Origin of the sequence: Caulobacter sp. DWR1-3-2b1, from assembly GCF_049895765.1 — a bacterium.
Taxonomy (GTDB): Bacteria; Pseudomonadota; Alphaproteobacteria; order Caulobacterales; family Caulobacteraceae; genus Caulobacter.
Genome location: NZ_JAFCSZ010000022.1, coordinates 23816 through 38305 on the forward strand (window position 1 = coordinate 23816; position 14490 = coordinate 38305).

The 14490-nt window shown below is 66.9% G+C and carries 13 protein-coding genes; 8 read left to right on the forward strand and 5 right to left on the reverse strand.

Translation table 11 applies throughout. The features are described from left to right. Positions 1-28 precede the first annotated feature (28 nt). Together ACP69S_RS16725 and ACP69S_RS16730 are read right to left on the reverse strand one after the other, a co-directional pair. Positions 29-2242, reverse strand: coding sequence for a PAS domain-containing sensor histidine kinase (locus ACP69S_RS16725; protein ID WP_425999137.1), 2214 nt, complete (start codon positions 2240-2242; stop codon positions 29-31). Between the two features lie 275 nt (positions 2243-2517). After that, the gene (locus ACP69S_RS16730) at positions 2518-3933 is read right to left on the reverse strand and encodes a DEAD/DEAH box helicase (RefSeq protein ID WP_425999139.1); all 1416 of its coding nucleotides are present in this window, start codon (positions 3931-3933) and stop codon (positions 2518-2520) included. Positions 3934-4362: 429 nt separating this feature from the next. Between ACP69S_RS16730 and ACP69S_RS16735 the strand changes: the two genes are divergently transcribed. From ACP69S_RS16735 to ACP69S_RS16750, 4 genes are all read left to right on the forward strand, one after another. Further along, positions 4363-5136, forward strand: coding sequence for a tyrosine-protein phosphatase (locus tag ACP69S_RS16735; protein WP_425999141.1), 774 nt, complete (start codon positions 4363-4365; stop codon positions 5134-5136). Positions 5137-5217: 81 nt separating this feature from the next. Next, positions 5218-6627, forward strand: a complete 1410-nt coding sequence (locus ACP69S_RS16740) for an MFS transporter (protein ID WP_425999143.1) — start codon at positions 5218-5220, stop codon at positions 6625-6627. A 41-nt stretch (positions 6628-6668) separates the two neighbouring features. After that, positions 6669-8015 carry an aminodeoxychorismate synthase, component I gene (pabB, locus tag ACP69S_RS16745; protein ID WP_425999145.1) on the forward strand — a complete coding sequence of 449 codons (1347 nt, stop codon included), beginning with the start codon at positions 6669-6671 and terminating at the stop codon, positions 8013-8015. Then, a complete protein-coding gene (locus tag ACP69S_RS16750; protein WP_425999147.1) occupies positions 8012-8776 on the forward strand; it encodes an aminotransferase class IV in 765 nt (254 codons plus the stop codon). Before pabB ends, ACP69S_RS16750 begins: the two co-directional genes overlap by 4 nt. A 129-nt stretch (positions 8777-8905) precedes the next feature. Here ACP69S_RS16750 and ACP69S_RS16755 read toward each other — a convergent pair whose 3' ends face one another. The 3 genes from ACP69S_RS16755 to ACP69S_RS16765 form a co-directional block, all read right to left on the reverse strand. Beyond that, positions 8906-9490 (reverse strand): TadE/TadG family type IV pilus assembly protein, encoded by a 585-nt coding sequence (locus tag ACP69S_RS16755; RefSeq protein ID WP_425999149.1) that lies wholly within the window; start codon positions 9488-9490, stop codon positions 8906-8908. Continuing rightward, the gene (locus ACP69S_RS16760; RefSeq protein WP_425999151.1) at positions 9478-10077 is read right to left on the reverse strand and encodes a TadE/TadG family type IV pilus assembly protein; all 600 of its coding nucleotides are present in this window, start codon (positions 10075-10077) and stop codon (positions 9478-9480) included. The genes ACP69S_RS16755 and ACP69S_RS16760 overlap by 13 nt, the downstream gene beginning before the upstream one ends. Positions 10078-10187: 110 nt before the next feature. Next, the gene (locus tag ACP69S_RS16765; protein ID WP_425999153.1) at positions 10188-10571 is read right to left on the reverse strand and encodes a pilus assembly protein N-terminal domain-containing protein; all 384 of its coding nucleotides are present in this window, start codon (positions 10569-10571) and stop codon (positions 10188-10190) included. A gap of 318 nt (positions 10572-10889) precedes the next feature. On the opposite strand from ACP69S_RS16765, the gene ACP69S_RS16770 reads away from it, so the two are divergent. The 4 genes from ACP69S_RS16770 (at position 10890) to ACP69S_RS16785 (ending at position 14485) form a co-directional block, all read left to right on the forward strand. Further along, positions 10890-11072 carry a Flp family type IVb pilin gene (locus ACP69S_RS16770; RefSeq protein WP_425999155.1) on the forward strand — a complete coding sequence of 61 codons (183 nt, stop codon included), beginning with the start codon at positions 10890-10892 and terminating at the stop codon, positions 11070-11072. A gap of 155 nt (positions 11073-11227) precedes the next feature. Next, positions 11228-11740 carry an A24 family peptidase gene (locus ACP69S_RS16775; protein ID WP_425999157.1) on the forward strand — a complete coding sequence of 171 codons (513 nt, stop codon included), beginning with the start codon at positions 11228-11230 and terminating at the stop codon, positions 11738-11740. A 202-nt stretch (positions 11741-11942) separates the two neighbouring features. After that, positions 11943-12833, forward strand: coding sequence for a Flp pilus assembly protein CpaB (gene cpaB / locus ACP69S_RS16780; protein WP_425999159.1), 891 nt, complete (start codon positions 11943-11945; stop codon positions 12831-12833). Between the two features lie 11 nt (positions 12834-12844). After that, positions 12845-14485, forward strand: coding sequence for a type II and III secretion system protein family protein (locus ACP69S_RS16785; protein WP_425999161.1), 1641 nt, complete (start codon positions 12845-12847; stop codon positions 14483-14485). Positions 14486-14490: the final 5 nt, after the last annotated feature.

A 14490-nucleotide genomic window follows, 5' to 3' on the forward strand; every position in this document is an offset into this window, starting at 1 on the left:
CCGGCTTTCGCCGGGGAGAGCGGGATTTCTAGGCGTCCAGCAGGGCGCGGATGTGACAGACCACGCCGTCTGGTTCGAACCTGATGGACGCCTCACCCGACAGCTCGGCGGCCAGGCCGCGCTCGATCAGGCGCGAGCCGAAGCCGCGCTGGGTGGGCGGCTTGACGGGCGGGCCGCCGCCTTCGCTCCAGATCAGATCCAGCCGTTCGGCGCCCGACCCGGGCGCCAGGTCCCAACTGATCAGGATGCGGCCGCCGGGCGCCGACAGGGCGCCGTACTTCACCGCATTGGTGGCCAGTTCGTGCAGGGCCATCGACAAGGACAGGGCGGTGCGCGGCGACAGCCGGATCGACGGCCCGACCAGTTCGAACCGCGCCGGACCGCCGTGCAACTTGGCCAGGCGCGAGGCGATATCGTGCAGTTCGGCGCCTTCCCAGTTCTCGCGGGTCAGCAGGTCATGGGCCTCGGCCAGGGCGACGATGCGGTTGGAAAAGGCCTCCTGGGCCTCCGGCAGGCTGTGCTTACCGTTGAAGCTCTGAGCGGCTAAGGCCTGGATGGTGGCCAGCGAGTTCTTTACCCGGTGGTTCAACTCGTTGACCAGCAGGCGCAGATGCGTCTCGGCGCGCTTGCGGTCGGTGATGTTGACCGTGGCCCCCAGCAGGCGGGTCGCCTTGCCATCGGGCGAGAAGAAGGCCTGGCCCTTTGCGGCGATCCAGCGTTCCAGCCCGTCGTCCCGCCCGATGGCGCGGAACTCGATGGCGAATTCGGCGCGAACGCGCGGGTCGAGGGCATGAGCGATGGCGGCCCGCGTGGGCCTCAGGTCATCGGCGTGAAGGCGTTCGTAGAAGGCCTCAAGGGTGACGGTCTCGCCCGGGGGGACGCCGAACATCGCATAGCAGCGGTCCGACCAGGTCAGCTGGCCCGACCCGACATCCAGTTCCCAGATCCCCAGATCGGCGGCGTCGACGGCCAGGCGCAGGGTCTCTTCCTGCAGCAGGAGATGGGCCTCGGTTTCCTTGCGTTCGGTAACGTCAGAGATCACGCCGACGAAGCGGGTGCAGCGGCCGCCCTCGTAATAGGCCCGTCCGAACGTCTCGATCCAGCGCTGGGCGCCGTCATCGGCGCGGCGGATGCGGTATTCGTGATTGATCCGGCCCTCGCCGGACGGATCCAGAGCCGCGGCCACGGCGGCGCGCATGCCGGTGAGATCGTCGGGATGAACCTGCCGCTCGAAAGCCTCATGGGTGTTTTCGACCTCGTCGGCGATGCCGAAGATAGCCCGGGCGCGGGAGTCCCAGAAACGGACGCCGGCGTCAGGATTGTGATCCCATCGGCCCATGCGCGCGGCGTCCACAGCCAGATCCAGATCGGCCTGGGCGGCGTGCAGCGCCGCCTCGACGGCCTTTCGCTCGGTGATGTCGAGCACGACGCCGGTGTTGCGGGCGGGCCGCCCCCCGTCGTCCAGATAGCAGCTGCCCCGCGTATAGACCCAGCGGATCGAGCCGTCGCTCTGGACCAAGCGATACTCGTCGGCAAAGTCGCCACCCTTTTCCATAGCCGCCAGGCTGATCTGGCGGATCCGCTCGCGGTCTTCAGGATGGACAGCGGCCGTGAAGCTCTTCACCGGCAGACCGGCTTCGACATAGTCGGGCGACAGGGAATGCAGAGCGGCGTAGCCGGCGTCGGCATAGACCTTGTCGGCCTGGATATCCCAGTCCCAGGCGCCGATGTCGCCGGCCGCCTCGATGGCCAGACGGTAGCGTCGTTCGATATCGCGCAGGGTCCGTTCGGTCTCGACCGCTTCGGTGAGCTCGACAGCGGTGATCAGCACCCCGCCAACCCCCGTCGGGAAGGCGGTATCGGGGACCGGGCTGTAGCTGATGGTGAAGTGGCCGATCCGAGCTCCGGAATCTCCGGCGCGCTTGAGACTGAGCGGCATCTTCTCGAGAGCGTAACCGCCGCTGGTTCCCGCCAGAATATCGCTGTGCATCGCTCGCAGGCTGGCCTGAAACTCCTGTGAGTGCTCGGTGAAGAGCATGCCCAGGGCGCTGGGATGCAACTCGTGCAGGGCCGGCGCATAGGCGTCATTATAGATCAGGCAAAGCTCGGGACCCCAGCGAAGAGCCATCGGGAAGTTGGTGGCCAGCATCATGTCGACAGCCAGACGCAGACTGGGCGACCAGGTCTCCATCGCGCCGACCGGCGTTCCGGACCAGTCGAAACTGCGCACGCGTTCGCTCATTTCGCCGCCAGCGATCCTGGTCGGCGTCGGCCCGACGCGCGGCTCTGCCTCCGCCATTGCGGATGTTCCTCCCACCGGTCAATGACCGGCCGCACCCGCATGGTGATCCCATAGCGAAGGTTGATTCAAGGTTTGTCTGGCCCGGATACACCCATCGCGGGCTTCAGACACCTTAACAGACGAAAAAACGGCCGCTTTCACCTCTCGGGTGAAAACGGCCGTCAATTCAATCACATGATAAGACGTGTCTCAAGTGGGCGTACCCATTTTGAGGATCAGTCGATCGGGTTCCAGCGCTTTTCGGCGGGCGCCGCGGCGCTGCTGCGCTTGGGACCGCGATAGTCGCCGCCGGCCGGCTTGGCTGCGGCGTTCGAGGGGCCATTGCGGCCGCGACCCTGGCCCTGGCCCGGGCTCTTGGCCTGCTCTCCGCTGCGCGCGGGGCGATTGCGTTGGCGACGCAGTTCCGAGGGCACGTTGTTGCGCGGGTCGGCGCGACGCGGATCGACGTACTTCTCCGGCGGGGCCAGCTTGTCGGCGACAGCGGCGGCGGCGGCCAAGCTCTTGTCGTTACGACGGTCGAAGGTCGGGATCGTCTGGCGGGTGGCCTTCTGAATGTCGCGCAGCAGGGTGCGTTCGTCATCGGCGCAGAAGCTGATGGCGATGCCGTCCTTGCCCTTGCGAGCCGTCCGGCCGATGCGGTGGACGTAGGACTCCGGCACGTTGGGCAGCTCGAAGTTGAAGACGTGGCTGACGTCGTTGACGTCGATGCCGCGCGCCGCGATGTCGGTGGCGATCAGCGCCTTGACCTGACCGGCCTTGAAGGCGGCCAGAGCCCGTTCACGCTGGCCTTGGGTCTTGTCGCCGTGGATGGCGGCCGCTTCGATGCCGCTGGCGACCAGATACTTGGCCACCCGGTCGGCGCCGCGCTTGGTGCGGGTGAAGACGATGGAGCGCTCAACCGCGCTGTCGGCCAGCAGTTCGGCCAGCAGGGGACGCTTGCGCTGGGCTTCGATGAAGATCAGCGACTGGTTGATACGTTCGACCGTAGTGGCCGACGGGGTGATCGCCACCTGAGCCGGATTCCTCAGCAGTTCGCCGGCCAGCTTGCCGATCTCCGACGGCATGGTGGCCGAGAAGAACAGGTTCTGGCGCTCCTTGGGCAACTGGCTGGCGATCTTGCGGATCGGCACCACGAAGCCCAGGTCCAGCATCTGGTCGGCTTCGTCGAGCACGAAGATCTCGACGCCGTTCAGGTGAGCGGACTTCTCGCCCAGGTGGTCCATCAGGCGACCCGGGGTGGCCACGACCACGTCGACGCCGGCCGCCAGGGCCTTCATCTGCGGGCCATACTTCACGCCGCCGAAGATGGTGGCGACACTCAACCCCATGTGCTTGCCGTAGTCACGGAAGCTTTCGGCGATCTGGGTCGCAAGCTCGCGGGTCGGCGAGAGGACCAGGCAGCGGAAGCCGCGGCGCGGGGCCGGCTTCTTGTCTTCGGCCAGGCGTTGCAGGATCGGCAGGGCGAAGGCGGCGGTCTTGCCGGTGCCGGTCTGGGCGATACCCAGCAGGTCGCGGCCCGACAGCACGGTCGGAATGGCTTGCGCCTGGATCGGGGTGGGGGTGGTGTAGCCCTTGTCGGTCAAAGCCTTGAGGAGCGGCTTGGCCAGGCCAAGGTCGGTAAATTGAGTCAAGTTGGCTGTCTTTCAGACATTGCCGCATGACGGCGCGCGCGGTCCTCGCGCGGCTCGTCCATGGGACGGGTCGGTTGGGGAGCGCCCCGCGTGGCCCGGGCGGTCTATGGACGTTTCAGGGCGCTCGACAGGCTGGACCTGGAATGGTCCCTCACGCGGCTGGAGCACCGATAGCGCCTTTTGGCGCAGACCCCATATCGTTTGTTGCAGGTGCGAAGTCAAGGGGCGCGGGGACGCACCCCCGCGCCCGCGCCTTTCCGGCCTTGGCTTTCAGGGCTTGGGCCTGGGTTTCGCGTCGAAAACCTTGTTGACGATCTTCCAGCCGTCCGGGGTCTTCAGCAACTGGTGCGACCGTCCTTCTTCTCCTCCTCGATCGGTCATCACCGGGACCACTCGCCAGCGCCTCCCCGGCGCGCTAACACCTCGCCCATGACCCGGCACATCCCTCTCCAAGGCGTCGAGAACCTCCGCGACTATGGCGACTACGCCGCTGGTCTGGGCCGGTTGAAGCGGGGGGTGTTGTTTCGCGCCGCTCACCAGGCCGAGGCCACTGACGAGGACCTCGCCGCCCTGGCGGCCCTAAACATCGTCACCCTGGTCGACCTGCGCCGTCCCAATGAGCGCGAGCGGTCGCCGTCGCGGCGCTGGGACGGCTTTGCGGCCCGGGTGATCGACAACGAGCTGGGCGTGACCGGTCCCGATCCGTGGCACGAGTTCCTGAAGGGCTCGGACCTCTCGCTGGGTTCGATCCAGGATTACATGGTCGAGTACTACCAGCGGGCGCCGTTCAAGGAGCGCCATCTCGACCTGTTCTCGCGCTATTTCAAGGCGCTAGCGCAGGCCCGCGGGCCCGTCCTGATCCACTGCGCCGCCGGCAAGGACCGCACAGGCATCCTCGCGGCCTTGACCCATCACGTCGCCGGGGTGTCGGACGACGATGTCATCGACGACTATCTGCTGACCAACGACCCGACCCGCTTCGAGCGGCGCGGCGTCAGGTTCATGGCTGTCATTCAGGAACTGACCGGCCGCACTCCGACCGAAGCGGCCGTGCGCGCCGCCATGGGCGTCGAGGCTCAGTACCTGGCCGCCGCCTTCGCGGCGATGAAGGACCAGCACGGCTCGCTGGACGGCTATCTGGAGCAGGCGGTTGGTCTGGACGCCGACACCCGCGAGGCCGTGCGGGCGCATATCCTGCTCTAAAGTCAGTCGTGACAAACGCTCGTTTAACCGCCACGCTCCCTCAAGCGTCCGCATCAGACGGCGCCCAGACCGGGGTAGGGCATGAGTGACGTTACGGGCGCGCCAGCGGGCGGCAAACCGGCTGGCCTGTCGAAGAGCGCGCTCAGCTGGATCCTGCATCAGGGCGCCCGCGACCCCTATGTGATCCTGATCACCATCTACATCTTCGCGCCGTATTTCTCGCGCGTGCTGATCGGCGACCCGGTCAAGGGCCAGGCGGCCATGGCAGACATCGCCACTGCCTATGGCCTGATCACCGCCGCCACCGCGCCGCTGCTGGGCGCCTCCATCGAACGCTACGGACCGCGCAAGCCGTTCCTGCTGGGCGTGCTGGCCCTGATGGTCCCGCTGTTGCTGGCCTTGTGGTTCGCGACCCCGGCCGGCGGTCTGTCGGTCGGAGTGGTCGGCGTGATCCTGATCGCGCTGGGGGTGGCCTACAATTGGGGCGACGTGCTCAACAATTCGCTGCTGGCCCGCGCCTGCGAGCCGGGGCAAGAGCCGCTGGTGTCTGGGCTGGGCTACGCTCTGGCCAATTTCCTGTCCGTGGTCGTGCTGATCTTCATGCTGTGGGGCTTCGTGCTGCCCGGCGCGGTGCTCTGGCCCGGCATCCCGGCCGCGCCGCTGTTTGGCATGCCGACCGACGCGCACGAGCCCAGCCGGCTCTCGGCGCCGCTGGCGGCCCTGGTCATGGTGCTGGGCGCTATCCCGTTCTTCCTGTGGACGCGCGATGCGCCGCGCACCGGCCTGACCATGATCGCCAGCCTGCGCCATGGCGCGCGGCTGCTGGTCGACACCTTCAGAAACCTGAAGGGCCACAAGGATGTCGCCACGTTCCTGGGCGCGCGGATGCTCTATTGCGACGGCATGACGGCGCTGCTGGTGTTCGGCGGACTGTTCGCGGCCGGGCTGATGGGCTGGGGCGAGCTGGAGATGCTGGCCTATGGCATTTCCCTTTCGATCTTCGGCGTGCTGGGCGGGTTCCTGGCGCCGTGGCTGGACAAGACCCTGGGGCCACGCCGGGCGGTGCAGCTGGAGATTTTTGGCTGCCTCATCGTGCTGATCGGCACGCTGGGCATGGGCCGCGACAAGATCCTCTATTTCTGGAGCTATGACGCCGCCGCCCATGGCCCGGTCTGGAACGGGCCGCTGTTTCGCACCTTGCCGGAGCTGATCTATCTGGGCCTTGGCCTGCTGATCGCCGTGTTCGTTACGGCGCAATATGCGTCGAGCCGCACCCTGCTGGTGCGCCTGGCCCCGCCCGACCGCATCGCCGCCTTCTTTGGTCTGTTCGCCCTGTCGGGCACGGCGACGGTGTGGCTGGGCTCGCTGCTGGTGGCCCTGGCGACCCGGATATTCCAGAGCCAGGTGGCGGGCTTCCTGCCGATCGTAGGCCTGCTGTTGGTAGGCACGCTGGGGCTGTTCTTTGTGAAGGGCGGCGGTCGGGAAGCCTGAGGCATGGCGGCGCGGCGCGGGCGGGAGTATCAACCCCGACCATGCGCCGCGTCGCTCTCCTATCCGCCCCCTGGCGCGAGCCGGTGTGGGCCTTGCAGCCGTTTCGGGACGAGCCGCACGTCTGCGCCCTGCTGTCGGGCGGCGGCGAGCGGTGGTCCTATCTGCTGCGCGCGCCCGAGGCGGTGCTGACGATAGACGCCGCCGACCCGCGTGACCCGTTCCAGGCGCTGGCTGCGCTAGTCGAACCGCGGCTGCCTAATGATCCAGATGGTCCGCCGTTTCAGGGCGGGGTCATCGGTCTGGGAACCTATGAACTCGGCGATCGGGTCGAGCGCCTGGGGCTTTCCCGCACCGACTGGCCCGACCTGACCTGCGCCCGCTATGCCGCCTTGCTGGCTTTCGATCATCAGGAGCGCCGCGTTGTCGCCGTCGGGCGGGGCAATACCGACGGCGAGGCCCAGGCGCGCGCCCGGGCGGCCCTGGCTTGGTTGGACATCCCTGTCGACGGGCGACCAACCGTTGAGGGGCGGCTATGCCACGCCCTGACCGCCACCGACGGCGAAGCCTATGAGGTCGCCGTCGCCGAGGTGGTGGCGCGCATCCATGACGGGGAGATCTTCCAGGCCAATATCGCCCGCGCCTGGACCGGGCGGCTGGCGGACGGCGCCGATCCGTTCGACCTCTTCACCCGCCTGCGCGGCCAGAGCCCGGCGCCGTTTTCGGCCTATTGGCGGCTGGAGGGCAGGGCGCTGGTCTCTAACTCGCCCGAGCGGTTCCTGAAGGTGCTCGACGGCGCTATCGAGACCAAGCCGATCAAGGGCACGCGGCGGCGCGGCGCGACGCCGGCCGAGGACGCCCTGATGACCTCCGAGCTGTTGGCCAGCGCCAAGGACCGGGCCGAGAATCTGATGATTGTCGACCTGATGCGCAACGACCTGGCCCGGGTCAGTCCGCCAGGCAGCGTCAAGGTCCCGGAGCTTTTTCGGATCGAGACCTTCGTCAATGTGCACCACCTGGTCTCGACGGTGACGGCGCGGCTGGCGCCGGGCCTGAGCGTGGCCGATCTGCTGCGGGCCAGCTTTCCGCCGGGCTCGATCACCGGCGCGCCCAAGGTCCAGGCCATGAAGCTCATCTCGCAACTGGAGCCGCCGCGCGGCCCCTATTGCGGCTCGCTGTTCTGGGCCGGGTTCGATGGCAGCTTCGATTCCAGCGTGCTGATCCGCACGGTGGGTCTGGTGCGCGACGGTGACGGATGGGCGCTTGAAGCCCGGGCCGGGGCGGGCATCGTCGCCGACAGCGATCCGCACACCGAGCGTCTGGAAACCGAGGCCAAGATCGCCGCCTTGAAGCGCGCCCTCACTGAAGCCATGACGGAGGCTGCCCAATGATCCCCCTGGACGATCGCGGCCTGCTGCTGGGCGACGGGCTATTCGAGACCATGCTGGCGCTGGACGGCGCGATCCCGGCGATCGAGGCGCATCTGGACCGCTTGGCCGCCGGCTGCGCGGTGCTGGGCCTGCCGGATCTGGATCGCGGGGCCGCGCGAGCGCTGTGTCTGGCCGCGCCGCCGGCCGCGGGGCGGGCCGCCGTGCGCCTGACCCTGACGGCCGGCTCTGGCGGGCGCGGCCTGGATCGTCCGATCGAGATCGAGCCGCGCTTCAGGGTCACCGTGGCTCTCTCAGCGCCCATCGAAACGCCCGCGACCCTGATCGTCGCCCAAACCCGTCGCAACGAGGGCTCGCCGGCTTCGCGACTGAAGACCCTGGCCTATCTCGACAACGTCTTGGCGCGGGCCGAGGCCAGGGTGGCGGGGGCGGACGAGGCGGTGATGCTGAACAATGCGGGCCACATCGCCTGCGCGGCGGCGGCAAACCTGTTCTGGATCGAGGGCGACCGGCTGCTGACCCCGGCCCTGGACTGCGGCGTACTGGCCGGGATCACCCGGGCGCGCGTGCTGGCAGCCGCGCGGTCATGGGAAATCGAAGCGCTGGTGATCGCCGCCGATGGCGCGCGACTGGCGGGCGCCGACGGGATCTTCCTCACCAACAGCCTGATCGGTGTGCGGCCGGTCTCGCGGCTCCACGAGCGGATCTTCGCGCCGCATCCGCTGACCGAGCGGCTAAGGGCGGTCTTCTCCTCCCTTGCATAGCGGCGGAGAAGATTCCTAGAGCATTTTCCGATAAGTGTGAAACGGTTATCGGATCGAAAAATGCTCTAAACTTTTGATTTAGAGCCCTTTTCGCCAGACCCTGATGAAGCCATCAGGTCGGAAAGGGCTCTAGCTGACCCGCACCACTATTTCGGACTTGCGGGGCCGCAGATAGAAGGTGCGGTAGAAGTTCAGGGTCGAGGGCAGGATGAACTTGATGGGCGAGTTGTAGCCGTAGCTGGCCTTGGCCATGATCACGCTGTGGCTGGCGGGAAGCACGCCGACCGGCACCACGGCGGCGCCCAGCACCGCGCCCTTGGCCGGGCAATTTGCATGGCTGTTCTTGTTCTCGGACCAGTCGACGGTGTCCTTGCCCGTGGCGTCGGACGAGACGCTGACCAGGCACATGCGCAAGGTGGCGGTCGGGAACGGGGCCATGACGGAGGCGCCGATCGCGAAGATGTCATTCAGACGCGCATCGCTCAGTTGGGGGCTCTGGGCCACCAGATCGCCGATCGATGAGGCGATGTTGCTCAAACGACGCTGGGCCATCATGGCCTGGGTCAGCTCGGCCAGGCCGCAGTAGAAGATCAGCATAACCGGCGCGATCAGGGCGAACTCCACAGCCGAAACACCGCGGCGGTCGCGCCAGAAGCCGGACAAGCCCCGGTGACGAGGTGCGTGGCGGGGAGGGCTTGGGATCAGGTCGGGCATGTGACTGGCGCCGCCGGAGTGTCGGAATAGGGCTCGTTGGCGAAGGCCGTCGCCGCCATGACCATGCGCTTGCCGCTCGCGGTCTGCAGGCCGGTCTGCAGCAGCGGGGTTATCAGGGGCCAGTTATAATAGGCGCGGACCATGACGATCGAGCCTGGACCGCCTGGATCCCAGCAGGTGTTGTTGGGCTTGGCGGCGATCAGCGCCGAGCCGGAAGCCGTGAAACCGGTGAAGGTGCGCACGTCCACGCTCAAGGCGCCGTTGCAGGTCGAGCCAAGCCAGCCCATCTCGGTGCAAACAGCGCTCTTGAAGGTGGCGGCGGTGCGACCGGCTATCTGGACCTCGCCGGTGCGGATGGTCCGGCCGACGTCGTACACGGCGTTCTCAAGGGTCACCGAGAGCAGGAACACCAGGCCAAGCTCGATGATCGCGAAGATCAGCAGCAGGAAAGGGATCGAGACGAAGGCGAACTCCACCGTCACCGCGCCGTGGCGGGCGCGCGCGAACAGTCTTGCGCGGGCTCTGGCTCGGGCCTTGGCCAGCAGGCCAGCGCGGCGTTTGATGCGAGGTCGGGCGACGTGCGCCATGACGCTTGGGGTCCGTTTTCGACGCCGCCGGGTTGGGCGGTCGAGGCATCCTAGGCCGAACGCCCCTAATCAGTCGTTTAGGAGTGCGCTTGAGCGCATGGGCGCGTCTTCTACGGAACGCCGGCGCCCGAGGTGAGGGGGATGCGGGTGCACTGCACGCCGCAGGCATAGTTCCCGACATTGGCGTTGCCGCGATAGATGGTGATCGCGGCGCCGTTATCGGAGACCTGCACCTGGCGATCTGCAAGGGAGCGGCCGGCGCCATCGAACGCCATCACGGTGGTGATGCCCGGACGCTTGCCCATGATGATCAGAGTGCGCTCGTTGATGACGCTGACGTCGGCCACCAGCGGATCGCCCACCACGACGTCGCGCACCGCGCCGTCAAGAGCGATGCGCACGGCCTCGCCGGCGGGAACGGCCAGGCTTTGGGCGTGGGCGGTGGCGGCCGTGAGGGCCAAGATGGCGGCGAGAGCGAGCGACAGGCGGCGCATGACGGTTCCAGTTCGATGTCCGAGCGTCTGCAGACTGACTTTGAATGGTCAACAAAAGACTAAACCCGGATTTCCCGCGACAACTTGACCATTGGGAAAATTGTTGATTCAAAAGGCTTTAGAGGCGATTTTGTGTTGTACGGTTAAGAACGAGTAATGGTAAATTTAAATAAACCAACAGAAAACTCTCGAAAACTATTCAGACGTTTACTGGCCATTAAGCGAGCTGGGTGAAATTGATCGTGTTTTCGGGGGTGAGCAAGTCGACACGGCTTGAAGACCTCAACATTAACCAACGATGATTTTGGAGATCAAGTCATGTCGAAGTTCTTCACCCGCTTCCTGAACGACGAATCCGGCGCCACGGCCATCGAATATGGCCTGATCGTCGCCCTGATCGCCGTCGTGATCGTGACCGCCGTCACCACGCTCGGCACCGGCCTGAAGGCTACCTTCGTCAAGACCGGTGGCGTAGTCAGCGCAGCCAACGCGGCCAGCTAAGACTAGCTTCCGCCTCGAAAAAAGAGGGTCGAGACTTCGGTCTCGGCCCTTTTTCTTTGCCTGGATACCGTCGCTCGGCTCGGGCGACGTCTGTTTAGGAAACCATTGCTTCACCTGATCGTCCCAGAATGGAGCGGTCAACAAGGCGCTTTGCGATGCATGCTATCCAGATCCCGCTGCTGCTGATCTTTCCGGCCCTGGTCATCGTGGCCGCGCTGAAGGACGCCACCAGCTACACCATTCCCAACTGGATCTCTCTTGGCCTGATCGCTGCCTTCGCGCCGGCTGCGGCCTTCAGCGGGGCGTCCCTGCCGGTCATCGGTCTCTGCCTGGCGACGGGTCTGGGCGCGCTGTTCCTCGGAATGGGCATGTTTGCGGCCGGATGGATCGGCGGCGGCGACGCCAAGCTGTTCGCGGCCTCGGCCCTGTGGATCGGCTGGCCGGCCGCCTTTCCGTTCATGTTGTCCACCGGCCTGGCGGGCGGCGCCCTGACCATGACCATCCTGGCCCTGCGCTCGGGCTGGCTGGAGCCGGTGCTGGCCGGGAGCCCGTCCTGGCTGCGCAAGCTGGGCGCTCAGGGCGGCGACATTCCCTATGGCGTCGCCATCGCGGTCGGCGCTCTGGCGACCTTCCCGCAAGGCGCCTTGGCTTCTGCCATTTTGGGTTGATCCCGAGTGGTTTGGCGAGTCCCGCGTCAGCCTGTCACAGCGGGCATATCGACTCACGGAGCCAAAACTTCAGCCGGTGTTAACCATGCACCGGCGACGATGAAGCTGGCCAGAAAGGCTGTCTGACGAATCGTGCGCGCCGTCCTGAAGGGCAGTTGCTCGCGAAACCTCGCTTCCCGTCGCGAAAGCCAGTGACCGCGCAATGAATCCTGTTCGCCTCCTGATCGTTCTGGTCGCCGCCGTGTCGGCCATCGGCCTGGCCGTGGTGATGCAGCGCGCTCTGGGCGGAAAGCCCGCCGTCGCAACAGCGATCGCCGCGCCAGCCTCAAGCAGGCCCATGACCCAGGTCCTGGTCGCCAAGCGCGACCTGACCATCGGCACGCGGCTGACTGGTGAGGATGTCACCTGGCAGGCCTGGCCAACCGAGGCCGTCAACGCCGCCTTCATCACCAATGGCGCCGCCTTGCCCAAGCCGGAAGGCGCGGCCAAGGCCAAGGCTGCCGTCGCCAACGCCGCCAGCGACATGATCGGCGGCGTCGATCCGGCCAAGGCCGTCGAGGGCGCGATCGTTCGCGACCCGATCCTGACCGGCGAACCCATCACCCCCCGCAAGATCGTCCGCGGCGGCGACGGCGGCTATCTGTCGGTCGTGCTGTCGCCCGGCAAGCGCGCCATGTCGGTGCCCGTCACCTCCGAGACCGCGGTCGGCGGCTTCATCCTGCCCGGCGACCGTGTCGACGTGCTGCAGACCCGCGAGGCCTCCGGCAGCAGCGATGGCGGCTCCGACAAGGTGCTGATCGCCGAGACCATCCTGCAGAACGTTCGCGTGCTGGCGCTCGACCAGAGCACCGCCGCCGAGAAGGACGCCAAATCAATCGTCGCGGCCACCGCCACCATCGAGGTCGCCCCCGCCGACGCCGAAGCCCTGACGCGGGCCAAGGCGACCGGCCCGGTGACCCTGGCTCTCCGCGCCTACACTGATCTGGGCGGCCCCTCGGGAGCGGTCGGTCGGGTCGAGCACAAGGTCCATGAGGAAGCGGTCATCCGCATCAACCGCGGGGGCCAGACCACCAACATTCCGGTGCGCCCATGAGCCGCTCTCCCATGATCCGTCGCCTTTTCACCGCACACCTCGCCGCGCTTCTGGCGTTGACCTCGGCGGCCCCGGTGCTGGCCGACGGCCCGGTCGGCGGCTCGCATACCTACCGTCCCGCCCCCCGGATCGTCCGCCCCGCGCGTCCCGTCGCGGTCGCGCCGATGTCGGCGCCCGCTCCCGAGCAGGTGCTGAGCATCGACCTGACCGCCGGCGCCGGCGCCCGCGTGCTGGATCTGCCGCTGGGCAAGTCGGCGATCATCGAACTGCCGGTCGACGTGCGCGACATGCTGGTCACCAATCCGCTGGTGGCCGACGCCGTGCTGCGCAGCCCGCGCCGGATCTATGTGCTGGGCCTGGCTTCGGGCTCGACCGACGCGGTGTTCTTCGACACCGCTGGCCGCAAGATCCTGCAACTGAACATCCGCGTCGCCCAGGACATCAGCCTGCTGTCGACCACCCTGCGCAATGTGCTGCCCGGCGGCACCGTCCAGGTCGTGCCGCTGAAGGACAGCGTCATTCTAAGCGGCATGGTCATGAACGCCGCCGACTCCGAGAAGGCCTCGCGGATCGCCGCCCAGTTCGTGTCCTCGCCGGAAAAGGTGCTGAACATGCTCAGCATTGCCGGCAAAGACCAGGTGATGCTGGAAGTGCGTATCGTCGAGGTTCAGCGCAATATCATCAAGCAGCTTGGCGTCGACCTGAATGCGGTGCTCGGCCAGCTGGGAGAGGCCCAGTACAGCTTTGGCCTGTCGCCGACCTTTGGCGTCAACGGCTCGCTGCTGGGCGGTGTTACCAGCGGCTATTCGACAGACACCACCAAGCAGCCAGTGCTGCAGGTGCCGTGTAATGTCGCCTTGCCTGATGCCGCCAAATGTCTCCAGGTGGTGCGCGACAACAGCGTCTACGGCAACGGCGACACCGCCACGATCGCCGATACGGCTGGCAGCGCGGGCCTGAACAAGGCCAAGGGCATGATCCAGGCGTTCGAGCGCGTGGGCCTGATCCGCACCCTGGCCGAGCCGAACCTGACCGTGCTGTCGGGCGAGTCGGGCAAGTTCCTGGCGGGCGGCGAGTTCCCTGTGCCCACCGGCCAGGACGTCACCGGCAAGGTCACCATCGAGTTCAAGCCCTATGGCGTAGGGCTGGGCTACACGCCCGTCGTGCTGTCGGGCGGCCGCATCTCGCTGAAGCTGTCGACCGAAGTGTCCGAGCTTTCCAGCCTGGGCGCCTATTCGGTCTCGAGCGGGGCCGGGTCGAGAACTTTGACCGTGCCGGGTCTGACGGTCCGCCGGGCGGAGACCACGGTCGAGCTGCCTTCGGGCGGCTCGCTGATGATCGCCGGCCTGCTGCAGCAGACGACCAAGGAAACCATCGACGCGATCCCGGGCATGACCAACATGCCGGTGTTGGGCGCGCTGTTCCGGTCGCGCGACTATCTGAACGGCGAGACCGAGCTGGTGATCATCATCACCCCCTACATTGTCGATCCGACCCGCCCGCAGAATCTGCAGACCCCGGCCGATGGCCTGCGGTTCGCCAGCGACATGAGCACGGCCCTGCTGGGCCGGCTCAACAAGGTGGTCAATGCGCCAGTCGGCGCCAATACGGGGCGCGCCTACCAGGGCCCCGTCGGTTATGTGATCGAGTGAGGACG